At 40.6% G+C, this 25,661-nt stretch carries 20 protein-coding genes; 10 read left to right on the top strand and 10 right to left on the bottom strand.

Annotated features, from left to right (window positions below):
- Both ACG59Z_RS05500 and recD read left to right on the top strand, forming a co-directional pair.
- Positions 1-3,699 (top strand): UvrD-helicase domain-containing protein, encoded by a 3,699-nt coding sequence (locus tag ACG59Z_RS05500; protein WP_400198259.1) that lies wholly within the window; start codon positions 1-3, stop codon positions 3,697-3,699.
- Between the two features lie 107 nt (positions 3,700-3,806).
- Positions 3,807-5,558, top strand: coding sequence for an exodeoxyribonuclease V subunit alpha (gene recD, locus ACG59Z_RS05495; protein WP_400198257.1), 1,752 nt, complete (start codon positions 3,807-3,809; stop codon positions 5,556-5,558).
- A gap of 717 nt (positions 5,559-6,275) precedes the next feature.
- On the opposite strand, the gene ACG59Z_RS05490 is transcribed toward recD, so the two are convergent.
- Positions 6,276-7,574, bottom strand: coding sequence for a serine hydrolase domain-containing protein (locus ACG59Z_RS05490; RefSeq protein WP_263614938.1), 1,299 nt, complete (start codon positions 7,572-7,574; stop codon positions 6,276-6,278).
- A gap of 212 nt (positions 7,575-7,786) precedes the next feature.
- Here ACG59Z_RS05490 and rpsO point away from each other — a divergent pair, with 212 nt between their 5' ends.
- The 3 genes from rpsO to ACG59Z_RS05475 all read left to right on the top strand — a co-directional run bounded on the left by rpsO (position 7,787) and on the right by ACG59Z_RS05475 (position 11,697).
- On the top strand, positions 7,787-8,056 hold the full coding sequence (gene rpsO / locus ACG59Z_RS05485; protein ID WP_001229357.1) for a 30S ribosomal protein S15: 270 nt from the start codon (positions 7,787-7,789) through the stop codon (positions 8,054-8,056).
- A 257-nt stretch (positions 8,057-8,313) separates the two neighbouring features.
- Positions 8,314-10,401 (top strand): polyribonucleotide nucleotidyltransferase, encoded by a 2,088-nt coding sequence (pnp, locus tag ACG59Z_RS05480; RefSeq protein WP_288422346.1) that lies wholly within the window; start codon positions 8,314-8,316, stop codon positions 10,399-10,401.
- 84 nt (positions 10,402-10,485) lie between these two features.
- Positions 10,486-11,697 (top strand): magnesium transporter CorA family protein, encoded by a 1,212-nt coding sequence (locus ACG59Z_RS05475; RefSeq protein ID WP_263612823.1) that lies wholly within the window; start codon positions 10,486-10,488, stop codon positions 11,695-11,697.
- A 271-nt stretch (positions 11,698-11,968) separates the two neighbouring features.
- On the opposite strand, the gene ACG59Z_RS05470 is transcribed toward ACG59Z_RS05475, so the two are convergent.
- The 6 genes from ACG59Z_RS05470 to ACG59Z_RS05445 form a co-directional block, all read right to left on the bottom strand.
- Positions 11,969-12,298 (bottom strand): chaperone modulator CbpM, encoded by a 330-nt coding sequence (locus tag ACG59Z_RS05470; protein WP_209045781.1) that lies wholly within the window; start codon positions 12,296-12,298, stop codon positions 11,969-11,971.
- Positions 12,299-12,309: 11 nt separating this feature from the next.
- Positions 12,310-13,272: a DnaJ C-terminal domain-containing protein gene (locus ACG59Z_RS05465; protein WP_400198252.1), complete on the bottom strand. Its 963-nt coding sequence runs from the start codon at positions 13,270-13,272 to the stop codon at positions 12,310-12,312.
- Between the two features lie 148 nt (positions 13,273-13,420).
- The gene (locus tag ACG59Z_RS05460; RefSeq protein WP_308949916.1) at positions 13,421-14,032 is read right to left on the bottom strand and encodes a LysE family translocator; all 612 of its coding nucleotides are present in this window, start codon (positions 14,030-14,032) and stop codon (positions 13,421-13,423) included.
- A gap of 136 nt (positions 14,033-14,168) precedes the next feature.
- Positions 14,169-15,044 (bottom strand): Hsp33 family molecular chaperone HslO, encoded by an 876-nt coding sequence (locus tag ACG59Z_RS05455; protein ID WP_004710781.1) that lies wholly within the window; start codon positions 15,042-15,044, stop codon positions 14,169-14,171.
- Between the two features lie 165 nt (positions 15,045-15,209).
- Positions 15,210-17,051: a monovalent cation:proton antiporter-2 (CPA2) family protein gene (locus tag ACG59Z_RS05450; RefSeq protein WP_400198249.1), complete on the bottom strand. Its 1,842-nt coding sequence runs from the start codon at positions 17,049-17,051 to the stop codon at positions 15,210-15,212.
- Positions 17,052-17,126: 75 nt separating this feature from the next.
- Positions 17,127-19,355 carry a primosomal protein N' gene (locus ACG59Z_RS05445; RefSeq protein WP_400198247.1) on the bottom strand — a complete coding sequence of 743 codons (2,229 nt, stop codon included), beginning with the start codon at positions 19,353-19,355 and terminating at the stop codon, positions 17,127-17,129.
- Between the two features lie 148 nt (positions 19,356-19,503).
- Here ACG59Z_RS05445 and gspF point away from each other — a divergent pair, with 148 nt between their 5' ends.
- From gspF to ACG59Z_RS05430, 3 genes are all read left to right on the top strand, one after another.
- Complete coding sequence (gene gspF / locus ACG59Z_RS05440) at positions 19,504-20,709, top strand: type II secretion system inner membrane protein GspF (protein ID WP_396519843.1); 1,206 nt, start codon at positions 19,504-19,506, stop codon at positions 20,707-20,709.
- 23 nt (positions 20,710-20,732) lie between these two features.
- Positions 20,733-21,314: a type II secretion system major pseudopilin GspG gene (gene gspG, locus ACG59Z_RS05435; RefSeq protein WP_400198327.1), complete on the top strand. Its 582-nt coding sequence runs from the start codon at positions 20,733-20,735 to the stop codon at positions 21,312-21,314.
- A 266-nt stretch (positions 21,315-21,580) separates the two neighbouring features.
- Complete coding sequence (locus ACG59Z_RS05430) at positions 21,581-21,925, top strand: hypothetical protein (protein ID WP_311070272.1); 345 nt, start codon at positions 21,581-21,583, stop codon at positions 21,923-21,925.
- Between the two features lie 62 nt (positions 21,926-21,987).
- On the opposite strand, the gene ACG59Z_RS05425 is transcribed toward ACG59Z_RS05430, so the two are convergent.
- Positions 21,988-22,248: a DUF2798 domain-containing protein gene (locus ACG59Z_RS05425; RefSeq protein WP_032047914.1), complete on the bottom strand. Its 261-nt coding sequence runs from the start codon at positions 22,246-22,248 to the stop codon at positions 21,988-21,990.
- Positions 22,249-22,478: 230 nt separating this feature from the next.
- Between ACG59Z_RS05425 and ACG59Z_RS05420 the strand changes: the two genes are divergently transcribed.
- On the top strand, positions 22,479-22,817 hold the full coding sequence (locus tag ACG59Z_RS05420) for a tRNA-binding protein (RefSeq protein WP_032047915.1): 339 nt from the start codon (positions 22,479-22,481) through the stop codon (positions 22,815-22,817).
- Between the two features lies 1 nt (position 22,818).
- Here the strand turns inward: ACG59Z_RS05420 and lnt are convergent, their stop codons facing one another.
- Positions 22,819-24,378 (bottom strand): apolipoprotein N-acyltransferase, encoded by a 1,560-nt coding sequence (gene lnt, locus ACG59Z_RS05415; RefSeq protein WP_032047916.1) that lies wholly within the window; start codon positions 24,376-24,378, stop codon positions 22,819-22,821.
- Positions 24,375-25,214 carry an HlyC/CorC family transporter gene (locus tag ACG59Z_RS05410; RefSeq protein WP_004698992.1) on the bottom strand — a complete coding sequence of 280 codons (840 nt, stop codon included), beginning with the start codon at positions 25,212-25,214 and terminating at the stop codon, positions 24,375-24,377. The genes lnt and ACG59Z_RS05410 overlap by 4 nt, the downstream gene beginning before the upstream one ends.
- A 184-nt stretch (positions 25,215-25,398) precedes the next feature.
- Between ACG59Z_RS05410 and tusA the strand changes: the two genes are divergently transcribed.
- Positions 25,399-25,656 (top strand): sulfurtransferase TusA, encoded by a 258-nt coding sequence (gene tusA / locus ACG59Z_RS05405; protein WP_002053527.1) that lies wholly within the window; start codon positions 25,399-25,401, stop codon positions 25,654-25,656.
- Positions 25,657-25,661 lie beyond the last annotated feature (5 nt).

Here is a 25,661-nt window from a genome sequence, read left to right as displayed (position 1 = left end):
ATGAACTCAAGAGTACAGGTGTCTTATCAACCTATTATTGATATTGAATTTAGCGGATTGCATTTAATTGAAGCTTCGGCGGGCACAGGGAAAACCTATACGCTGTCGAGTTTAATGGTGCGTATTTTTCTTGAGAAATATTTACCGCGCCAAGTCATTGCGACCACCTTCACCCGTGCTGCTGCAGCTGAGTTAAAAAGCCGAATTCGTGCGCGTTTGGTCGAAACTTACCGCTATTTAGATGCCAAGCGGAGTTTGACCGAAAAAGAGATTCTTTTGGAGGCCGAGCAAGAATCTGACTTATTACTCCAACATGTTCTCAAGCATTTTGCGACACGTATTGCCTATGCCTGTGAGCGTTTAAAGCTCGTGATCGATCAGTTGGATGAGCTATTTGTCGGAACACTCGATAGCTTTAGCCAAAAGCTGTTACGTGAGTTTGCTTTTGAGAGTGGCAAAATTGAACGTGCTCAAATTACTGATGATGCTAAAACCTATAGCCGCCAACTGATTCACGATGTACTCCGTGAATGGATACAGTCTCAGCCTCAAACCGTGATTGATGCGTTGTATCTGGCAGGAGAGTTAAAAAGTGTCGACAGTTTTGTCAAATTGGTCGAAGACTCACTGAATTTTAGTTCGGCTCATTTTAAGCTTCCCGAAAAGCCTACTATTCAGTTTGAACAACTTGCTCAGCTCAAACAGTTAGCAACAGAAATTGATATTAGCCTTTTAGAGCCATATTACTTGCTTGATGGCGAGCACTATAAACATGTCAGCGGCACAATATTCCGTAATGGGGCGTTTAACAAATTATTTAGCGAGTGTTTACCGCAGTTATTACAAGTTTTAAAGCAAAGCGACAGCATTTTAGTTTTTGATGGATCTTTGACTGCACAACGTGAGCTTGTTTTTAAATTTTTAGGCCAACTTGCCGATCAGAAAGTTTTCAAGAAATGTCCCGCCGAAATTTCGGATGGATTCTATCAGCATCCTTGTATTCAGCAGATTCAGCAGTTATTTGGTGTGCTGAAAAACTACGCTGAACAGTTCGATCAGCTTCATATTTATTTAAAAGCCTATTTGTGTGTAGAAGTTAAGAAACGTTTACCTCAGGTTTTACAAAATAAGGGTGAGACGACTTTTTCTCAGCAAATTCGCACTTTGTCAGAAGCTTTAAAGGGCGAGCAGGGGCAACGTTTCGCCGTATTTGTGCAGGCTCGATACCCCTTAATCTTGGTCGATGAGTTTCAAGACACCAACCAAGACCAAGACGATATGCTCGCCAGCATTTGGCGTCATCCAGAGCGTTACCAAAAAGGTTGCATGATTATGGTGGGTGACCGTAAGCAGGCAATTTACGGTTTCCGTGGTGGGGACATGCTTACCTTTTTAAATGCCTATAAAGATATTCAGGCAAAGCATGGTCGAGAATATAAATTAATTCATAACCATCGTTCAGTCGCTGACTTGGTTGAAGTGGTTGATGCCTTATTTCAAAGGCAAATCGACTTCGGTGAGCAAGTTCAATATGACCCAATTCGGGCAGGGACTCGACCTCACCCAGCTTTAGTCGATCAAAATCAGCCTAACCCGCACCCTTTACGTTGGCTCATGCTCAAAGACAAGGAAACGGAAGCACAGCAAGTAGCATGGAAGATTCGGGATTTACTCAACCAGTCACATACTGGGCAGTTATATCTTCAAAAAGATACTCAGACCCAAGCTTTAAATGAAGATGATATTGCGGTCTTGTCACGCAATCATGATGGCCTTGATAAAGTTCAGTTTGAATTAGAACGTTTAGGAATACGCGTTAACCGGCCATCAAAACGAAGTGTTTTTGATTGCACAATTGCTCAGGATGTTGGGGCCTTACTCACTGCGATTCTTCATCCTTACGATGAGGCCAAAGTGAAACGAGCTTTGATTAGCCGATTGTTTGCTATGGACCTGAAACAGCTGTTGCAACTTGAGCAAACAGCTGAAGGTTTAAGCCAGTTCATGACGGGCTTTGATGCTATTCGGGAATTGTGGTCAGCTCAGGGCTTTTTAGTGGCATGGCAGCAATGTTTAAACCAATTTGGCATTTGGAAAAATCTGGTTGCTGTCCAGAGTAAAGATAATGAGCGGGTTGTGGTGAACTTGCGTCATTTGACCGAAATTTTGAGCCAACATAGCGAGAAATATCAGGGCGCGCAAAATCTCTATCACTGGTATCTCAAGCAATTACAATCACCGCTTGATCGCGAATGGGAGTTAGAGCGTAGGTTGTCGAGTGAAGCTGGTGTGCAGCTCATGACTATTCACCAGTCAAAAGGCCTTGAGTTTAAAATTGTCTTTTTGCTCGGGGCCGACAAGCCATTTCGGGAAAATAACAAAACACTTAACTTCTCGACCCAAGATATAACGGTTCCGGAGTCGGCTCAAACTCTAACACAACGTGTTGTTGCGATTGCCGATAAAACATATTTAAACGAAACCGAGCTGAAGCAGCATGAAGAACGGGCTTTGGCGGAACAAAACCGTCTATGGTACGTTGCTTTAACTCGGGCAAGTCATCGTGTTTATGCACTCTTACAAGATACAGATGGCAAGTCTGTTTCAGGTTTAGCTTTTTGGAAAAATAGAGCTGAACCTTTCCAGCACCGTTGTTGTACCGATGAAATGATTTTGGAGCAACCACCTGCTGCCATGCATTTAAATCAGCATATCAATATTATTGAGATACAGGCACAGCATTTTCCTGATCAGCGCTTCTATTCGAGAGGCAAAACCAGTTTTAGTTATCTGGCACAGCATTTAAGACATAAAGTAGGTACAGATTTACTCGCGAGCCAGAGTCATGAAGCTGTTTTAGCTGAAGATGAACTCGATCAGGTTATTTCTGTTGAGTCGCCCGCAGCACAGCCCATTAGCTGGATCAAAAGTAATTTTCCGAGAGGGACGCTTGCAGGTAATTTCTTACATGAAATTTTTGAACATATCGATTTTCAATGTTCAGATGAGTGGGTAAGTGAAATACGCCGTCGTTTTAAAAATGACTACAGTAGTTTGTGGCAAGATTTATTAATCAAATACCAAGAAAGCTTTCTCGAAGAACAAGAAGCGGAATATTCGCTTTATCACGCTGTGGCCGAATGGTTGCAAGAGATTCTAAGCACACCGTTATATCAAGGCTTTCGTTTAAATCAGTTACAGCCAGAGCACTATTTATCAGAGTGTCCTTTTTATTTGGCCCTATCAGATCGAGTGTTAGCTATGAAACGTATTCAGCAGCTGTTTGCTGAATATGGAATGGAAATGCCTGATTTATTAGAGGCTCGTTCCGCACGCTATTTAAATGGTTCGATAGACTTGGTTTATTTTGATGGGCAGCGTTATCACATTGCTGACTATAAGAGTAACTACTTAGGTGAAAACCTTGCCGATTACAGTGTAGAAAGCATTGCACAAAGTATGTCTCTAGCCAGCTATTGGTTGCAAGCAGGCTTGTATTTGGTTGCGCTACATCGTTATTTAAAAGTCAAAATGCAGAATTATGATATTGAGCAACATTTAGGTGGGGCGACTTATCTTTACTTGCGCGGTATGAATGGCGAAGCTGAGCAGGGTTATTATTATTGGCAGCCAAGTACAGAATTTGTTCTACGACTTGATGCTGTTTTAGGGTACTTTGCTGAGGATAAAATTGCATAAAAATGCTGATAAATGATCTAATTTTAGAATTAACAAATACTTGGGGTGTGGATAAGCCTGTCTATAACCATGTGGACAAGCGTGTGGAAAACTAGGTGGATAAGTGTGTGGACAATCTAAATAGCCCTGATCAAAGCGATTTAAGCTGGTTAACGACTTGGAGTACCTTTCTAAATCAAGCCCCGTTTACTGCACAGACACAAGCTCCAGAGGCAGCTTGTTTTTTGCAGCAGCTGATTGAAGCGAGCTTGCAAGGTGATAGTTGCATTGAGATCAGCCCAGAGCAAACAGAAGCACTTGGTCAACTGGTGATATCTGCTGAACAAGCGATGTCTCAAGTTGCCCCTTGTGTCCACGACGGGCAGGGGTTGGCATTATACCGATATTGGAACCTAGAGCAACGTCTAGCTGAGCAAATTCGCCGATTAAAGCAGCAACCAATTCAACCAGTTTCGTGTGAAGAGCATTTAGACTTACTCACTGATCCTCATCAGCGAGCTGCCTTGCAAATGGTGACTCGGCAGAGCTTGAGTATTATTACAGGTGGGCCGGGTACAGGTAAGACCTATACGCTCGCTCGTATTATTGCTGTGCTGAGTCAAGCAATTCCTCATATTCGTGTAGCAATGGCAGCTCCGACGGGTAAAGCTGCACAGCGTATGCAAGAAGCCTTACAAAACTCGTTTAATGACCCAAAACTGCTTGAGTCGGGGTTGGTTAGTGATGAGCTAAGAAACCAAAGTACCCAAACCATTCATCGATTATTAGGTATGGGGCATAGCCAAACCCCACGGTTTAATCAAAAGCAAACTTTGCCTTATGACGTTATTGTGGTGGATGAAGCCTCTATGCTGGATTTAAATCTGGCAACGTTATTATTTGAAGTGGTTCCTGAGTCTTGTCGAATTATTTTATTGGGCGATGCCAACCAGCTTGCTTCTGTAGATGTTGGAGCGGTACTTGCAGATTTACAGCAAATCGAGGCGTTGTCTGAAAACCGTGTTCACCTTCAAACCAGCCGTCGTTTTGCAGAAGGTGCTTTGATTGGTCAGGTTGCACGATTTATTCAAATGCAGACTAGTCAGATCAATCATGAACAAGTTTTGCAGCAATTTGAAATTGATATTGTTCAAGTTTCAGAGCTACGTTCAATTCCTTTAGAAGCTAATATGCCCGATGTGGTTCAGCTTGAATACTTACCTGAAGAGTCACCTATAGAGTTAGAAACTTACTACCAAAAATTGATGGTGGGTTTTCAAGGCTATGTGCAAAGCCTAAAAGCTTATTTACAAGATGATCGCTCAATTGAGCATATTGAAAATATTGTTAAGTCATTCGATGACTACCGTATTTTAACCGCCGTACGTCATGGACCATTTGGCTTACAGCAACTTAATCAATATGCCGAACGCTGGTTACAGCAACAGCTAGGTATTGTGACTTTAGGAGGATGGTATGTAGGCCGTCCTGTCATGATGACTTATAACGATTACCAGCTCGGCATTTCAAATGGTGACATTGGTTTATGTTTTGAACATAGAACCCAGCCTCAGCAGTTTGAAGTGTATTTCCCAAGTTTAAATAAATGGGTTGCCGCAAACCGATTACCTAAAAGTATTCAAAGTGCATTTGCCTTAACCATTCACAAATCGCAAGGGTCTGAATTTACACACACTGCTGTTGTTCTCGATCAGGCCGCCAAGAATTTGTTAAGCCAAGAGCTAATTTATACGGCGATTACACGAGCGAAGAAGGTGGTAAGTCTTTTGGTTCATCCAGAGGCTTTATTACAATCTTTTACAGTTCGTACGACCAGGAAAAGCGGTTTAGTTGAAAAAGTTAATCGGTTAGTTCGTTAAGTCAAACTTAATATTTTTGCCCGTGTAAGAAAAAGCTTACATGGATTCGAGATATTTGCTGCTAGAGAACACACCCTGTTTTTGAGATTATAAACGCACAACGAGCTTGGCAAGGAATGTCGGGCAAAATCGCACAATAATAATAACTTAAGTCGAGAGACTGCGAACTTACAATGACGTAGGTGAATAAAGAGGAAACTTACAGCCGCTAAGCCTTGTAGTTTTGGGAGAGACTACAGGGCTTTTTTATATTTTGAGTTTTTATCACGTCAAATAAATTAAATAAATCTTTGTTTGTATCACGCTATTTCTTCTTCTGATTATCAATCATTTAACTCGAACATATTAATATATTTATTTGTAATATGAGTTTCAAATAGTCATTTTTCGCGTGAATTGTTAAGTTAAATGTTATACAGAACCGTACGTTATTTAGCTGTTGCAGATAAACGCTAAATATTAGACAGACCTGTACGTTTTCGCTTACATGATGATAAGAAAAATACTACTTTTCTTCATAATTGGATATGACAAAATACATCACATAAGGAAATAGAAATAAAAACAACGGAAGTGAATAAAACAAGAAGAAAGATGCAGAAAGCATCTCACATATAACAAGAAAAACAGAGATAAACACGATAAACAAGAACTACAGCGCCAAAAACCCAAGCAGAAATGCTTGGGTTTTTTATTTTATCGCTAAGTTATAACTATTTAGACTAGATCTGTTTCATGTGAATCGCTACCAAACAATGAACGACGCTGATCTCTAGGAATTCGTGGGCATTGGCTAGAAATTTGATAGAGCAAGTTGGCTAGAGCAGGGAGGTGAGTGCCCACTACAGATTTTCCAGTGGTTAGTAATGAAACACTAATATCGCGTTCTGGGTCGGCCCAACATAAAATATTAGAGAAACCGAGATGACCAAAAGCTTGTCCCGTCATTGGACCAAATAAACCTACTGGATTGCTGCCGAGCATGGGACCTAGTGCATAACGCATCGGTATTAATAAGGTTCGGTCAATGTTAACTCCTGTGGTGGGGAGGGTTGCTCTAAAAATTGTTTTTTCACTTAGAATTTGTTTGCCTTGGTAGCTTCCCCCACTTAAAAGCATTTCAAAGAAGCGGCCAGCTTGTTCGGCACTGGTATAAATGTTACCGGCAGGGCAGATGGTATCCATAAAACGGCTATCATTGGTCACATCTACAGCGAGTTGTAAGCCGCCACCTAGTACATGATTGAGATAATGATCTGTTCCTAAGCGAGGATGTAAACCTGTTGCACAATTGAGTGCGACTTTGGAGCGATATTCTGGTTTCAAACCATAGTTGAAATAAGGCATGTCCATCGGTTTCTCGATGGTCTCATGCACAAATTGGCGAAGGTCTTGTCCTGTGACTCGCTCAATAATTTCTCCTAAAATATAACCTGCGGTTACAGCATGATAAGCAAGGTGATTGCCTGCTGGTGAAACAGGTCTTGCCGCATATAAGCGCTTTAAAATTTCATCTTTATCAAAAAGTAATTCAGGAGTGACTTCTCCATCAACATAAGGAATGCCTCCTCGATGTGCTAATAAATGAAAGATGGTCGCACGGCGCTTCCCATTTACACCATATTCAGGAATGTAATAACTGACAGGATCAAGTAAGTTGATTTCACCTTTTTCATCTAAAAGATGAATCAACATGGCTGTAATCATTTTGGATGCTGAAAATAAGCAAACCGGAGTATCCGGTGTTGCGATGATTGCATTATTTTGCAAACCTTCTGGAGAGTTGCCTTGAGCATAGCCAATGCTTCGATTTAATAAAATTTTCCCCTGTCTACGTAAACAAAAAGTAATGAGCGGATAGTTCCCGGTTTTATAGAGTGACTCAATACTTTTCCAGATCTTTTGAACCTGACGTTCATTCATTCCACCTTGTTCAGCAGGTACCTCATCTTTGTGATGAATGACCGATCCAATATCGTCTGGTACTGGACAGGTGTTGGTCGAAAATATTTTCACACGTCCCTCGCGTTTCTTTCTTTTTATTGAAGGCCAAGTGTGCAGGGTTCGGATGCGTATGTCAGTGTCTAAAATGACAGGTAACTGAAAACAATTTTGCAATCCATATATAGATACCTTAAAATAGGCAACTTGCTGTAGTGATGCACGGCAGTCAGTTGCGCTCAACTGATTCATATCATTTTATTTTTTAAGCATCTCGGAGAAATCGAATGGCTTTAACTAATGCAGACCGCGCAGAGATCATTGCTAAATTTGCTCGCGCTGAAAACGACACTGGTTCACCAGAAGTACAAGTAGCTTTATTGACTGCTCAAATCAATGATTTACAAGGTCACTTTAAAGCTCACAAACACGACCACCATAGCCGTCGCGGTTTAATCCGTATGGTTAACCAACGTCGTAAATTACTTGACTACTTAAATGGTAAAGACCACGAGCGTTACACTGCTTTGATCGGTGCTTTAGGTCTACGTCGTTAATTCGATTTTGCTTTGTTTTCGGTTTATCGCATGTTGCTATGCTTTGTTTCTGGAAAGAAAGTTTCGCCTAATCAACCGTTAGGCGATTTATAGAAGGGGCGCTTGTGCGCTCCTTCTTTGCGTTTAATATTATTTAAAATTTTTGGTCTAGTGTGATGGCTTCTAAGCTTTGTCATTTATCTACCAATAGTTGTAGTCTGAATGCCAAACCTTAGGGGTCTCACTAGAATAAAATTAGGAAAATACAATACATGTCAATGTTTAACATCGTTCGTAAAGAATTCCAGTTCGGTCAACATCAAGTCGTTTTAGAAACGGGTCGCGTTGCACGTCAAGCAAATACAGTTTTAATTACAATGGGCGGCGTAACTGTTTTAGTTGCAGTTGTTGCTCAATCTAAAGCAAAAGCGGGTCAAGACTTTTTCCCGTTAACAGTTAACTATCAAGAAAAACAATATGCAGCTGGACGTATCCCTGGTGGTTACGGTAAGCGTGAAGGTCGTGCTTCTGAAGCTGAAACTTTAATTTCACGTCTTATTGACCGTCCAATTCGTCCATTGTTCCCCGAAGGTTACTTCAACGAAATTCAAGTAACAGCAACAGTTGTTTCTTCTGACAAAACTATGGAAGCTGATATTGCTGCAATGTTAGGTACTTCTGCTGCATTAGCAATTGCAGGTACACCATTCCGTGGCCCAATCGGTGCAGCTCGTGTTGGTTTAATTAACGGCGAATATGTTTTAAACCCGAACTTTGAACAAATGGCTCAATCTGACCTTGACCTTGTGGTTGCTGGTACAGAAGCGGCTGTATTAATGGTTGAATCTGAAGCAAAAGAACTTTCAGAAGACCAAATGCTTGGTGCAGTGCTTTTCGGTCATGACGAAATGCAAATCGCGATTCAAGCAATTAAAGAATTTGCTGCTGCTGCTGGTGCAGTGGAATCAACTTGGGTTGCTCCAGCTAAAAATGAAACACTTCGTGAGCAATTAAAAGCAGCTTTCGAAGCTAAAATTTCTGAAGCGTATACGATTGCAGTTAAACAAGATCGTTATGCAGCATTAGATGCACTTTATGCAGAAGCTTTAGCTCAGTTCGTTCCTGAAAATGACGAAACTGGTCTTGCTGATGAAGTAAACGAATTATTTGAAGACCTTAAATACCGTACAGTACGTGACAACATCTTGTCTGGTAAGCCACGTATTGATGGTCGTGATACTAAAACTGTTCGTGCGATCGACGTTCAAGTTGGCGTATTAGACCGTGCACACGGTTCTGCATTATTTACACGTGGTGAAACTCAAGCGTTGGTAACAACAACTTTGGGTAACACACGTGATGCGTTAATGGTTGATACGCTTTCTGGTACTAAGACTGACAACTTCATGTTGCACTACAACTTCCCTGCATACTCTGTAGGTGAAACAGGTCGTGAGTCTGGTCCTAAGCGTCGTGAAATTGGTCATGGTCGTTTAGCACGTCGTGGTGTTCAAGCAGTTCTTCCTGCCGCTGACCGCTTCCCGTACGTGATCCGTATTGTATCTGACATTACTGAATCTAACGGTTCATCTTCAATGGCTTCTGTATGTGGCGCATCATTATCTCTTATGGATGCAGGTGTTCCACTTAAAGCGCCAGTTGCTGGTATCGCAATGGGCTTAGTGAAAGAAGGCGAGCGTTTCGCTGTACTTTCTGACATCTTAGGTGACGAAGACCACCTTGGTGACATGGACTTTAAAGTAGCAGGTTCTGCAAACGGTATTACTGCACTTCAAATGGACATCAAGATCGAAGGTATTACTGAAGAAATTATGGAAGTTGCGTTAAACCAAGCATTTGCTGGTCGTATGCACATCCTTAATGAAATGAACAAAGTAATTTCACGCGCTCGTCCTGAAATTTCAATGCATGCTCCAACATTTGAAGTAATTACAATTAATCCGGACAAAATCCGTGACGTAATTGGTAAAGGTGGTGCAACAATCCGTCAAATTACTGAAGAAACTAAAGCTGCAATCGATATTGAAGATAACGGTACAGTTCGCGTATTTGGTGAAACTAAAGCTGCTGCTAAAGCTGCGATTGCAAAAATCCAAGCGATTACTGCTGAAGTTGAACCAGGTAAAATCTATGACGGTAAAGTTATCCGTATCGTAGAATTTGGTGCGTTCGTAAACATTATGCCAGGTACTGATGGTCTTCTTCATATTTCGCAAATCTCGAATGAGCGTATTGCGAACGTAACTGACGTTCTTAAAGAAGGTCAGGAAGTGAAAGTACAAGTTGCTGATGTTGACAACCGTGGTCGTATCAAATTGACTATGAAAGATATTGAGCAAGCATAATTGCTTAACTCACTAAAAAAGTCCGCTTGATGCGGGCTTTTTTTATGGCATGATGCAAGTAACACACAAATAGATCGACGTGGTATGCAGGTTTATTATTTTTATCGTCATCAAAAGGATGGCTATGTTTTTTTGAGCCGAGAAAAGCACACTGAACATGTTCTGGAGTTTTTCTGGATTGATAGTGTGAGATCTGATGTTGTTAACCATAATGAAGAATGGCAACAAGAAATTCAGCAGCTTGCAGATGTCGCAATTAATGAATTTCATATGCGAGATATTGCCAATATTGAGCACCCTTGCGCCTTTGATACGCTTGAAGAATATGACCTGCTTATTTTTAGAAAGCTTGTTACACCTGATGATGAAATTAAAAATGGGGAATCACATGAGAGTGTATTTGGCTTAGCCACCACGCCAATTAGTTTTATTTTTACCCCTAAAGTACTCATTAGCGTACGTGAGCAGGGCAACAAGTCGATTGAAAACTATATTCAGCGTCTTGAAAATATTTTATGTAAAACTCTAGAAGAACAAAACAAAACCCGTAAGCTGCCTAATTCGCCTGTAGATTTATGTTTACGTCTGCTGAATAGCATGGTGGATGGTTATCTTGATATTCGTTCACCTTTAACCAGAAGGGTTGAGCACTGGCAACAACAACTATTACAGGGCAATCGCCGTTTTAAACAATGGCATCAACTATTTCATGAAAACATGGCCTTTCAACAGGTCGAAAACCTTTGTGAAGAGCAAATCGAAACCCTACAAGAGTTTCGGGATGAAATTGTAGAAAACTATCATCATGTGATTGGTGAGCGGACACATAGTTCTCAAGATCTTCTATTAGTTCGTTTGAATGATTTAATGAGTCATGTCGAACGTATTCAAAAGCATACTTTGCGTTTACGTAGCGCGATTCAATCAGCGATTGACTTACATTTCTCGGCAATTGCGAACCAGACCAATGAGAATATGCGTATTCTTGCCATTATTACCGCTGTGTTTGCACCTCTCACACTTCTAACCGGTATTTACGGGATGAACTTTGAGTTTATTCCAGGGCTTAAATCGCCAGTGGGTTTTTGGATTATGCTCGGTGTCATGTTGCTCAGTACGGTTTTATTGCTGTACTACTTCTATCGACAGCATTTGGTGGGGCGTGGTGAGAAAAGTGTTATTGATTTATTGGCGCAACAGCATCGTGAAGAACGGATGAATTTATTTTGGTTTTTGGAGTATGAACCGATTAAGCAGACTTTGAAGGAAGTGGAGAAGATTACCCGGTTGAAGTAATTCTTCAATTTTTATTGAACTTTTTCCAAATTTGCTTGAGCTAAGCGTCATCCACAACCTGAGCGAGAAAAAGCAAATATCGTTTGCTTCGAGCGCAAGACAAACGAAGTGCGTAGCTTACGTTCAAATATAAATTTGACCTTAGTACGCACTTCAATATCTCTTGTTTTGGCCTTGCGTAGCTTCGCTACTCATGCCAAAACAAAAGTAACGTAATTAGCTGATGAAATAGATAGTGAGTGCCAGTAGGACTCCGTCGTGACTATCTGATCTAATGAAAATGCTTCAACTGTTTTCTAAGTTGTTGCACCTCATCAATCAAATCTAACATCACCGCAACTGCTGCAAGGCTTGCATCAAAGTCACGTTGTAAACGATACGCTTTTCTAGCGCGAACGACATCTTCACCCATGAACTGATGTTTCTCAGGGGTATTTTCAATCGCTAGAATATCGTACTCAATGAGCTCTAGAATCCAGTCTGGGCTTTGACCACAGGCTTGAGCAAATTGTTGCAAGTCAAATGTACATTGTTCATCAACGACTTCAGCACTAAAGGTGTGGCCGTCACATACAATTTCTCGATAATGGATGGTTGTCATGATCTTGCTCCCTAATGAGATGAACGAGGTTCGAATGAAGCAAAGGCTTCTGCCAATTGCTGATACGCTTCTTTTTCTTTTTCAGAATGCGCAGGTGGGAATACAATATTTAAAATTAAATAAAGATGGCCTGGCGTTTTATTTGGTATCCCTTTGTCTTTTAAACGTAGCTGTTGTCCTTGTTTTGCATTTTTAGGTAAATTGACATGTAACGACCCAGCAGGTGTTTTTACTTCAATACCTTGACCTAATGCTGCCTCCCACGGTGCTACATCTACAGTTAAATATACATCACTCCCTTCGACATGAACACGATCTGTATCTTTATATTGAATTTCGATATAAAGATCGCCGTTGGCACCACCATTGATACCACTTTGTCCTTGTCCACTTAGGCGAATTTGTTGGCCTTCCTTCATGCCTTTAGGTATTTTCACCTGTAGGGTTTTTCGTTGTACCTCAGGCTCACCATAAACATTCACGGTCGGAATTTGTAAGGTAATCTGTTGTGTTGATCCATGATAGGCAATATCAAGACTGACCTCTATACTGGCATGCTGATCTTCACCTCGGTAACTGCGTTGTTGTCTTTGGTATTGTTGCTGTCCACCACCAAAGCCTGCACCAAAACGACCAAATAAGTCTTCAAAACCGCTAAAGTCAGCTTGTTCACCACCGCCGCCTGTAAAGCCCTGACGATAAAAACGCGCGCCATCAAATCCACCTTGAGCTGCACCTTGACCAAAGTCATTAAAGCCCTGTGGGTGATCTAACATTTGGTCATATTCAGCTTTTTTTTCTGCATTGCTTAACGTGTCATAGGCAACGTTAATGGCCTGCATCTTTTCTTCTGCATCTTTTTCTTTGCTGATGTCGGGATGATATTTACGAGCTAATTTCCGATACGCTTTTTTAATTTCATCAGCTGAGGCTTCTCGTTTAACCCCTAATTCTTCATAATAATTTTTGGCCATAATGTTTTATCACGATGGTGTTGTTTATTTCATTATGAAACGATTTTTAAAGCTTTCAATGAGCTAGATTGTATAAGAGTTGTTCTCGTGCGAAATAGGGCGAAAAATAAAAGAGACATCGAACTGTGGGAGCTATGCCTCTCATTGTTTAAATGAATGTCTGATATAAACCGTAAACGGCAATAACTAACAGTAATAGACCGCATAAACCGAGTATTTTCGGGTATAAATGGCTGTTCGAGAGGCGGCGGAAAAATATATAGACTAAAGATAGCGTCAAAAAGTCTAAAACTATCCATGTCAGCGTAAGAAGGGTCAAACTGAAATTTAAGTTAGGTGAAATAGAGACAAATTGAGGAAAGAAAGCCGAAAAGAAAATAATATCTTTAGGGTTTGAAATACCGACCAAAAAGCCTTTTTTAAAACCACCATTTTGTGCAGAAACAGTTTGTATTGCCTCAGGATGCGGAGCTTGGATGACTTCTTTAAGAATACTAAATCCTAAATAGCCAATATAGAGGCAGCCTAAAACACGAATAATATTTAAATAGCTTTCATTAATACCGAGTACTCCTTTAAGTACGAGTACTGAAATAAAAATTAAAACCAGTGATGCGAGATTTGTACCAAAAATGGTTTCCAGTGCTTTTTTATAGCCGCCTTTAAGCCCAGCGCTTGCCACTAAAATCATGACTGGGCCAGGGGTAGCAATCATAATAATGACACTAAAAATAAAGAGAAAATAATCAAAATAATTCATGAAATATAAGCATCTTGTTTATTAGGCTATAAAGTAAGCTCATATTAACTGATTTAAAATAAGATGCTGAAAATTATCATCAAAAACTATAGATAAATAAAAAGGCGGTTTGACCGCCTTTTTATGAGGTGAGTATTTAACTCAAATGTTCGCCAAATAAACCCAGTGCTTCTTCGGCAGTGAACTCATAACGGGTGTTACAGAACTGGCAATCCATTTGAATTGGGTTCTGAGCTTCCAGTGTTTCATGAACAGCATCAACACCAATTTGAATGAGTGCTTTAGCACAACGTTCTTTAGAACACGTACAGCCAAATTTTAAGTGTTCAACTTCTGGTAAGCGTACTTCTTCTTCGTTATAGAGACGATACAAAATTTCATTCGCTGAAAGCTCAGTCAGTTCTTCAGGCTTAAGCGTTTCAGTCAGCATAGTCAAACGTGGCCATAGGTCTTCATCAACCAGTTTTTGCTCTTCCTCATCATGACGAGGTAGTAACTGAATGAGTAAACCACCAGAACGTTTAGCTGTACTTGCCAATACAATACGAGTTGGAATTTGAGCAGATAAATCATAATACTGCATCAAACAACCCGCTAGATTTGTTTGGTCAAGAGGTACGATCCCTTGATAACGCTCACCATGCTCAGGTTCGATGTTAATAAATAAAATTGGATTAACTAAAGCACCAAGGACTGTACTGCTGTCAGTTGCTTCAACAAAACGTGGATCTGTTTCGTAGTCTGCTAAAGCGCGAACTTCGCCTAAATGGTTACATTCAGCCATAGCCCATTTAAAAGAGCCGCTAGCCTGGATTTGCAAGCTGATACGGCCTTTGATTTTTAAAGTACTTGCAAGTAATGCAGTCGCGCTCAACATCTCGCCTAGTAGAATTTTAACCGCAGGCATGTAGTCGCGTTGAGCTAAAATAGTTTGTAATGCTTCTTCTAGATGAACTACTTCACCGCGAACAGGAAAGTCCTCTATATAAAAGCGTTGGCGTAAATCAGACATAATATTCTCCAGGGCCCTAAGTAGATTATAACAACTTCGGTTTAATCAAGCTTAGGGAATGCAGCGAAGCTGCAAGCAGGACAACGGCAACTTTTGTACCGATTGTCGCAATCATTTAGGCAATGTGAATAAGTCCTTAATATAGCCATTTTGCGAAATCTCAAGTTATTCTTCGTGATCTCGTGTAATGTCGATACGATTTGGTTGTAAATGACGCTTTAAGTTAACGTCATGTCTTGAAGTGGCTTGCTGTGCATCGCTTTCAAATAGGTGTTCAAGTTCAGCCAGTGCATTACGATGAGTTTCAAAAACCTTTTGTTCATCGGTATAAATGCTTTGCTGTTGTATGAGTAATTTCTCATCATAATCTCGAAAGATTTCGATATTGTTATAGGCTTGTTCATCGGAAATACCGAGTTCGCGTAAAGCGCGATAAGCCATACCTAATGAGGATAAATAAGTTTCACGCCAAATATGTTCAACCCCTAAGTCTCTTAACAGGTGTACATGGTGGCGGTCACGAGCACGCGCTAGAAGTTTTAAGTTTGGATAGTTCAATCTTAAATGTCGTGCAACATTCATAGAGTCTTCGACATCATCAATTGCCAAAATAAATACTTGGGCTTTTTCAATGCCTGCTGAGCGAAGTAAATCGGGCTGGGTCACATCGCCATAATAGAGTTTGCCGCCGTATCGACGCACAAAGTCCACTTGGTGAAGGTTGTTGTCGATAGCAGTAAAGCCTAAGTGCTGCAAGCGGGCAATACGCGCAATAATCTGTCCAAATCGACCAAACCCAGCAATGATAATTGGATTATCTTGCTGAGGAATTTCATCATACTCAGGTGGACGTTCTTTATTAAACAAAGGAATGATTTTAGTTGCCATAATCCAGTAAATAACTGGTGTCAGGACCATCGACAACGTCACAATTAGCGTAACAGGCTTTAATAAGGCATCGGTTAAAATCTTTTCACTTTTCGCAAGGCTTAAAATGACAAAAGCAAATTCACCACCTTGAGCCAAGCAAGTTCCAAGCAGCAGACTATTATTCCAACTGTATTTTTTATAGCGGGCAATCGCAGTCAACACGAAGGTTTTGATGACGAGTAAGCCAATTGCTCCACCAATAATGAGCCAAGGCATTTCAATCAGTAACGACAGTTGCGTGGTCATGCCTACGGTCATAAAGAACAAACCAAGTAATAGTCCTTTAAATGGAGCAATACTTGCTTCAAGTTCATGACGGAATTCTGAGTCGGCCAAAAGTACCCCAGTGAGGAAAGCGCCTAGAGTTGTGCTAATGCCTAAAGTATCCATGAGTAGCACAACAGCAAGAATAATAAATAACCCTACTGCGGTAATCAGTTCAGTTGCACCACTTTTTGCAACGAAGCGGAAAAATGGACGCATCACATAACGACTAAATAGGAACAGACCACTGAATGTTGCAATGATGGCAGCAAAATAAGCAATGCCATGATGAGTAGATTCTGTTCCTGCTAACAGTGGAATGACTGCCAATAAAGGAATCGCTGCAATATCTTGGAAAAGCAGAATTGAAAACGATTGCTGGCCATAGGTGGTGTTGAGCTGTTGTTTTTCGGTCAGTAGTTGTAATACAAAGGCTGTAGAAGACAGTGCGAGGGCAAAACCAATGACAAAGCTGGCAGCAAGTTGTTGCTGAAATAGTAGCAATACGGTGAGCATGAGAATTACGCCCGTAATCACCACTTGCAAACTTCCCATCACGAAAATGGAGTCACGCATTTCCCATAAACGTTGTGGACGTAACTCTAAGCCAATGAGGAACATAAGTAAGATGACCCCAAACTCAGCCAGTTCCATAATTGCTTCAGGGTCATGGGCAATATTTAAAACACTTGGGCCAAGAAGGATGCCCGTAAATAAATAACCTAAAACTGTTGCAATCCCTAAGCGTTTACCCAAAGGGACTAAAATCAGAGAAGCTCCAAGAAAAATTGTTGCTTGCAGTAGGAATGACATTCATTACCCCGAATGTATTGATCTTTTTAAGTGTAAAGCCAAAAAGTCTTCTTCACACCATCATATTCAAATCATCTAACTAAATTCTTGTGGGTCAACATCAATAGAGAGTCTGAGTTGATGCTGTCTTGGTGCATGAACCAACTGAGCCCACCATTGTCTTAAGTAAAAATGCAGACGAGCACGGTCGGCAGACAAAATCACCATATGGGCGCGGTAACGTCCAGCTTTACGCTCCATTGGTGCTGGAATGGGTCCCCAGATATCAACAATATCACCTGCAATTTGGCGAAGTTGCTCTGCAGCTTCATTTAAAAAATGCAAGGTATAGTCACGATCTTTCGATTCAGCACGAATTAAAACTGCATAACGATAAGGCGGCAGTAATGCAACTTTTCGTTCAGCTAATGTTTGTTTCGCGACCGCCCGATAATCTTTTTCGATGAGTGTGGTGAGTAAAGGATGATCTGGCCTTAAAGTCTGTAAATAAACATGACCTTTGTGTTCTCCACGACCTGCACGACCAGCCACTTGTACAATCAACTGTGCAGTACGTTCTGGCGCACGAATATCGACACTCAGTAAACCTGCATCAATATCTAAAATAGCAACCAAGGTCACATGTGGAAAATGGTGACCCTTTGCCAACATTTGAGTACCGAGCAAAATTGTTGGTTTGTTTTGATGAATACGGTCATAAATTTTTTGCCAACTACCGACACGGCTGGTACTGTCACGGTCAACCCGAATCACATCATAGTCTGGAAATAGTTCTTGTAAGTGTTCTTCAACTTTGGCTGTTCCGGCACCTAAAGTTTTTAAACTTTTCTGCTGACACTCAGGGCAGTGGTCTGGCAAGCGATGAACCGTACCGCAGTGGTGACAATGTAAATAAGAATAAGGCTGAGTATGCAACGTAAAATGCGCATCGCAATGTGGACAATTTGCTTGCCATCCACAACTTTCACACACAAGTACAGGCGCATAGCCACGACGGTTTAAAAAGATTAAAACCTGTTCTTTTCTTGCTAGCGTATTTTTAATCTGCTCGATTAAAGGCTGGCTAATTCCATGCTGCTTTTTGACAATTTTAAGGTCAATCAAATGCATTTTAGGTAAAAGCGCATGGCCTGCACGTTGGTTAAGTTGCAGTGAAGTTAACTTGCCAGTTTCTACTAAGTAATAACTGTCAATGCTTGGGGTCGCTGAACCTAAAATAACAGGGCAGCCTTGTAAGTGGCCCCGATAAAGCGCGACATCACGAGCATGGTAACGGAAACCTTCTTGCTGTTTGTAAGAGAGGTCGTGTTCTTCATCTAAAATGATGAGACCCAAGCGTGGCAGTGGCGTATAAATGGCTGAACGAGTCCCTAAAATAATAGATGCTTTGCCAGTTTGAGCCTGTTGCCATGCTTGTAAGCGTTTAGAGTCATTTAAGCCTGAATGTAATAGAGCAATATCACAGTTAAAACGAGACTTAAAGCGAGAAATAGTTTGGGGAGTTAAACCAATTTCAGGCACTAACACCAGTACTTGCTTACCTTGCTTTAGCACTTCATGCATGATGTGCAAATAAACTTCAGTTTTACCACTTCCAGTTAAGCCATCTAGTAAAAATGCTTGGTATTGATGCTGTGCATTAATGACGTGCTGAGTTGCCTTCTTTTGGTCATCATTTAACGTGAGTGGCATTTGAGCCAATTGCACAGGTGCTGGGCTAAAGTCATGAGGCTCAAGTGTATAGTCTATTAGCCCCTTCTTTTGAAGTGCTTTGAGTGTAGCCGTTTCTACGCCACTCAAGTTAAGAATATTCTCTGTAGTACCTGTAGGGTGTAACTTTAAAATTTGATAAGCATCTTGTTGCTTAATGGAACGCTTTAACAGGGCTTCAACATTGTCACAAGGAATGATTTTCCATAAATGAAACAATACATCCATTGGTTTACCCTGACGCAATAACGCGGGTAGGGCCGTTTGCATCACTTCACCAATCGGAAATTGGTAATACTGGGCAGACCATGTCAATAAACTTAAAACTTGTTCATCTAAAATAGGTTCATCATCTAAAAGTTCAGAAATGGCTTTAAGCTGAAAGGTGCCTGTAAATGATTCTTGTGGGTCAACTTTTTCAGTAATGATACCAATCAGGTTTTGCCGTCCAAATGAAATCGCGACGCGTGAACCTACCTGAGCCCGTTCATATTGTGCTTTGGTGAGTGTATAGTCAAAAGTGTCGTACAGATGCACAGGTACGGCAACACGCACACGATAAACAACTGAATCAGGTTTTGGCGTTATGGTCATAGAGGCTCATTTCGTCAATTTTAAAAAACGGCATAGCGTCGTGAAGAGGACTTGGGTATTCTACACAGGCTATAGAATGAATATGAATGATTGCGTAGCATAGATGCAACAGCAGCGACTATTATTTTTGGAAAATTAGAACATTACCATGCCTGCATATCAATTTACTGCTATTGATGCTTCAGGGAAGCAGCAAAAGGGGGTGCTTGAGGGAGACTCAGCACGTCAGATTCGCCAACAATTACGCGATAAAGCATGGACTCCGATTAGCGTTGACCCTGTTGAGCAAAAAGATAAGCATCAAAGTCACGGATTATTCCAGAAAAAGTTTAGTGCTTATGATTTGGCACTTATGACTAGACAACTCTCCGTTTTGGTTGCTGCTGCAATTCCTCTAGAAGAAGCTTTACGTGCCGTGAGCAGGCAAAGCGAAAAAGCCCATGTACAAAATCTTTTACTTTCGGTTCGCTCAAGAGTATTGGAAGGGCATTCACTCGCGCAAGGCATGCAACAGTCAGGTCGTTTTCCTGACCTTTATATTGCAACGGTTGCCGCAGGTGAACGATCAGGACATTTAGATCTCATTTTAGATCAGTTGTCTGACTACACCGAGAACCGTTTTGCCATGCAAAAGAAAGTTCAAGGTGCCATGATTTACCCGATCATTTTAATGCTGATGTCATTTGGTATTGTGATGGGATTAATGACTTATGTTGTGCCAGAGATTGTAAAAACCTTCGATCAAAGCAAAGATGCCTTACCATGGATTACAGTCGCTTTAATGAAAGCGAGTGATTTTATTCGCCATGCGTGGGTGTTTATTATTCTTTTTGCAGTTGTGGGTGTGATTGCCTTTGTACGGTTTTTAAAAACAACGGCTGGTCATTATGCTTTTGATCGCTTAACACTCAAATTGCCATTATTCGGTAAACTGTCCCGTGGTATTAATGCTGCACGTTTTGCCAGTACCTTGTCTATTTTGACTCGTTCGGGTGTGCCATTGGTGGACGCCTTAAAAATTGGTGCGGCTGTGACCAATAACTGGGTCATCCGTGACTCAATTGCGAATGCTGCTGAACGGGTCACAGAAGGTGGTAACTTGGGTACGCAATTGGAGCGCAGTGGTTATTTCCCACCAATGATGGTACAAATGATTCGAAGTGGTGAGGCATCGGGTGAGCTTGACCGTATGCTGGAACGTGCGTCGACTATGCAAGACCGTGAGGTGACGACATTTATTTCAACCTTATTGGCATTACTTGAACCGCTTATGCTGGTTCTAATGGCAAGCATTGTACTGGTCATTGTAATTGCGGTTATGCTGCCAATCGTAAATATGAACAATATGATTTAATAACTTTGATATTAGAGATAATGATGAAAGTAAAAAATATTCAAAGCGAAACAGTGATGAAACAACATAGTGAATCTGCGGTTTCAAATCAGCTTGAGCCAACGTGCCATTCCGAGCATAGCTCTGTATCAGAAGTTTGTTCCTCAAGCGCTTTCGGACTTGCGGCACGTTCGAGCGGTGTTCGAATGAAACGTGCCTCAGGCTTTACCCTTATTGAAGTTATGGTAGTTATTGTAATTTTAGGGGTGTTGGCTGCTTTAATCGTACCGAACGTCATGGGCCGTAGCGAAAAAGCTAAAATCGATACGACTCAAATTACCTTGAAGGGTGTAGCGGGTGCTTTAGATCAGTACAAGCTTGATAACGGGCATTTCCCAACCATGCAAGAAGGTGGACTAGATGCACTTATTAACCAACCTGCTACAGCAAAAAACTGGATGCCGGGTGGTTATGTGAAAGGTGGTTACCCTAAAGACAGTTGGAAAAATGATATTCAATATGTCATTCCTGGAAAAGACGGCCATCCTTTTGACCTATATTCATTTGGTGCAGACGGTAAAGAAGGTGGTGAAGGTAACGATGCCGATATTTATTACCAGCCTTAATTAAAATGTAAGAGAGATTATCGATTTGTTTGAAAAGATAAAACGATAATCCGAATTGATAATCTTTCTTAATCATGAAAATATAATAACTATTTGAAAATAAAATAATAAAGTTAATAATTAGATTTGAGATTTAAAATAAGAATTATTCCCATATTTAATAGTTACAAGAAAGTTAAAATATAAGAGAAAATAAGCTATATATTTAAATAAAACCTTTGCATAATTAATAAAAAAGCACTTTGTAAACTTATAGGAGAGATTAAATGAAAGCATTTCTCGTACTTGATGAACTAAACCAGTTTCATTGGGTAATGCTTAAGTCTGTCCTATTGATTTTAGCATTATTACCGATTGCTGAAGTTTCATTAAAACTATGGTTGAGTACAGAAGGCAGTAGTCAAATCATGATTGGCTTCTTTGCATTAAGTATTGTCAGTGCGTGGTTAATGGTGAGCTTCTTTACGGCATTAAAAGCGAGTGTATGGCAAGCTAAACAGATCTCTTCTAAATATGAGCAATTAGTTTTTAAAGCTTATCGTTATGTACCAATGGTCTTTTTATCAAGCTTAGTTGCTTATTTATCTCTGGAATTATCAATCGCTTTTTAGTGGTATTTAAAACCAAATTTTTAAATAAAACGTAGATGCAGTATCTACGTTTTATTTTTTGTTTAAGCAGGCTCAACCAATCGTGCTGTGATTTTACGGACGACGGGTAAGACTAAAAGCAGCGTTGGAAAAGCAATTAACCAAGAAATGACCCATGCAGACATCCAGACATTTATAGAAAAGTCTTCTAGTCCTAAACTTCGTAAAGTGCTGACCATGGACACTACAAAAGTCATAATGATCGATAGAAGAAAAGGTAAAACAATAGCTGTATAACGACTTGGAAGTTTCTTAAAATTATAGAAAGTTTTTTGGTTTTCCATTTTGACTCCGTAAACCAACAAACGCCCGTGCCATTCAAAATAAAAATTATTTTGAATAAATAGCTCCAAGCCTTGTTGGAGGTATGTTGGAACGTTGATTAACGTAAACGTTTACGGCTTTTGAATCAGCGGACTTAATTTAACATGGAATTTTCAAATTAAACATAAATAATTTATTTTTTTGTATTATGTATTTTTGATTTGAAGATTTAAGAATATGAGAAATACAAGTGGAACAGATCGATTGGAATGATTTTTTAAAAGTAGAACTTCGCGTTGGTAAAATTATTCAAGCTGAGGTTTTTGAAAAAGCGCGTAAACCTGCCTATATTTTGCATGTAGATTTTGGTGAAGAGTTAGGGGTACGTAAATCGAGTGCTCAGATTACTAAACTTTATCAACCACAAGATTTGATTGGTAAATTAGTGGTTGCTGTCGTGAATTTTCCTAAGAAACAAATTGGTCCTATTCAGTCAGAATGCTTAGTGACAGGGTTTCATAACGCAGATGGGGATGTTGCACTTTGTATCCCAGAGTTTGAAGTTCCTCTGGGTACAAAGCTATTATAACTTAGCGACGTGATTTAAAAGACACATCAACTTGACGTGGACGATAGATCCAACCTAAAACCAGCAGTAATACCGCAAATCCTAAAATTGGATAATCACCTAAACGGTTATAGAGAGTTTGGCCTTGCATGGCAGGTAAATCGCCTCTCAAGACAAACTCTTTATCGAGCGGTGCTTTTTCAGTGATATGACCATTTTGATCGATAAACGCTGTTACACCTGTGTTGGTTGCACGAATAAACCAGCGACCATTTTCTTTTGCACGCATCTGCACCATTTGTAAATGTTGCCATGGGCCAGCAGTACCCGTAAACCAAGCATCATTAGATACAGTCACCAAGAAGTCGCTGTCTTCTGCATTACGGCGTGTCAGGTTTGGATATGCCACTTCATAACAAATTGCAGCCGCAAGCGCATGCCCTTTAATTAAAAGTGGTTTCTGGTTGCTCTCGCCACGTGTAAAACCGCTCATGCTAATGTCATTTTGCATGGCAGGTAAAACCCATGACAGTAAACCTGACAATGGAATATATTCGCCAAACGGCACAAGACGCTGTTTTTTATAGAGACCGCTTGAGTCGCTACCAGAAGCCATAATGCTGTTGTAATACTGAGGACTACCAACTTGATGTGATTTCGCGACATCCCAATAAGGAATGCCAGTTACCCAAGCTGTATGGTTCTTTTTCGCTTGCGCATCCATGGCATCCAAAAACGGTTCAATGTCGGTTTGGAAGAGCGGAATTGAAGACTCAGGCCATACAATTAAGTCACGGCCCCATTCAGATTGAGTCAAACCTGCATAAATTTCTAATGTTCTAACTTGATATTCAGTTAGCCATTTTAAATCTTGTGGAATGTTACCTTGAATGAGCGAAACGCTCAGTGGTTTAGTCGCTTTAGGTTTTACAAACTGAATATATGATGCTCCCCATGCGCCCAAAACCAATAGGGCAGCAGGGATAACCCAGAAAATACGTTTACGTAGAACTTCGACTAAAGCACACGCTAGTACAATTGCCACGAAGGAAATTGCATAAATACCAAATAGCGGCGCATAACCATCGAGTAGGCGTTCGGTAAAAGCGTACCCTACAAATAGCCACGGGAAACCCGTAAATACCCATGTTTTAGCCCACTCAAAAACAATCCAGAGAGGTGCGAAAGTCAGGGGTGTTTCTGGGAAGAAACGTCGATAAACCCAAGTTTGAAATGCTGTAAATAAGCCCATCACAAGAGCCATAACAGCAATCATACATACGCTTAGAAACGCATTGGTATCGCCGTATACATGGATAGACGTGTAGAGCCAAAAAGCTCCTACAAACCATAAACCAAAACCATAGCTCCAGCCAATCGCAAAAGCCTGTTTGGCTGAGCGTTTATGCAATGTTGCATAGAGTAGGGCAGGAGACAAAATTGCCAACCACCACCAATAATAAGGTGCCAGTGCAAAACTAAACACGGCACCCGAAAATAAAGCAATGAGCAAAGGAAAAATTAAAGGAAGCTGTTTTTGTTGTTGCGAAGAATCTAACAGCTTTTCAAAGTATGCTCTCATTGACGTACAGCTCGAATCAGATGAATAGTGCGGGCATCTGCTTCAACAATCGTAAATAACCACTTTCCAAGTTCAACAGTCTGACCTTGTAAATCACTGACTAAACCAATTTCTTGAAGCAATAAACCGCCGACAGTTTCTACTTCATCGTCAGAAAAATCAGCATCTAAAACAGTGTTGAAGTGTTCAATTGGTGTAAGTGCCTGCACCATCCATGCATTCGCTACACTGTGGTCACTATCTGGAACAATGTACTGTGCATCTTCATCAGCAGTATCATGTTCGTCTTCAATTTCACCCACGATCTCTTCAAGAATATCTTCAAGCGTCACAAGACCAGCTGTAGAGCCATATTCATCAATCACAATCGCGATATGGGTTTGGGTATGTTTGAGCATACGAAGAACTTGATCTGAACGAGCGCTTTCAGGCACAAATAATGGCTGGCGCATAAGCGAGCCAATATCTAATTTGGTATTTGGTTCAGTCAAAAATGGCAGTAAATCTTTTGCCAGTAATATACCGACAACATTATCGGGTTGGTCAGCTGAGAAAACTGGAAAACGTGAGTGAGCAGACTCAACCAATACGTGAAGAATATCAAGTAACTGATCATCTTCTTGCATACTGATCATTGCTGTTCGTGGCGTCATGACTTCACGAATTTTTGTAGCAGGAAGGTCAAGAACACCTTCAAGCATGGCAACAGTATCAGGTTCTAAAAAACGACGTGAATTTTGGACTAGTTTTAATAATTCATCTCGGGTTTCGGGCGCTGTACCTAACCACTTTCGTAAGCCTCGCATTCCCCACGACGGACTCGGTTCCTCTTGCATGATCTTTCCTAAAGACTCAATGTATCAAATGAATACAATGATCATACCGAAGAAAAGGCCCTTATGCATCTATAAAACAAAGTAAAAGACAAAACACATATTGTTATGTAAACACCAGTTACAGTTCATAAGTCCGTGATCGGTTTATGCTAAAATGTGAAAATTCTATTTGTTCGAGTTAGTTATGTCAGAACAACCTATTTCACCTACTGTACAACTCAATACACGTGGTTTACGTTGTCCAGAACCTGTCATGATGTTGCATCAAGCTATTCGTAAATCTAAGTCTGGAGATGTGGTTGAGGTCTTTGCAACAGACAATTCGACTTCGTGGGATATTCCTAAATTTTGTATGCATTTAGGTCATGAGTTGCTTTTGCAAGAAGAACGCTTAGATGAAAATGGTCATAAAGAATTTCATTATCTGGTGAAAAAGGGCTAAAGCAA

Origin of the sequence: Acinetobacter sp. ABJ_C1_1 (genome assembly GCF_044684115.1) — a bacterium.
In the GTDB taxonomy this organism is placed as follows: Bacteria; Pseudomonadota; Gammaproteobacteria; order Pseudomonadales; family Moraxellaceae; genus Acinetobacter; species Acinetobacter nosocomialis_A.
This window is presented reverse-complemented; position numbering and strand designations above follow the sequence as displayed.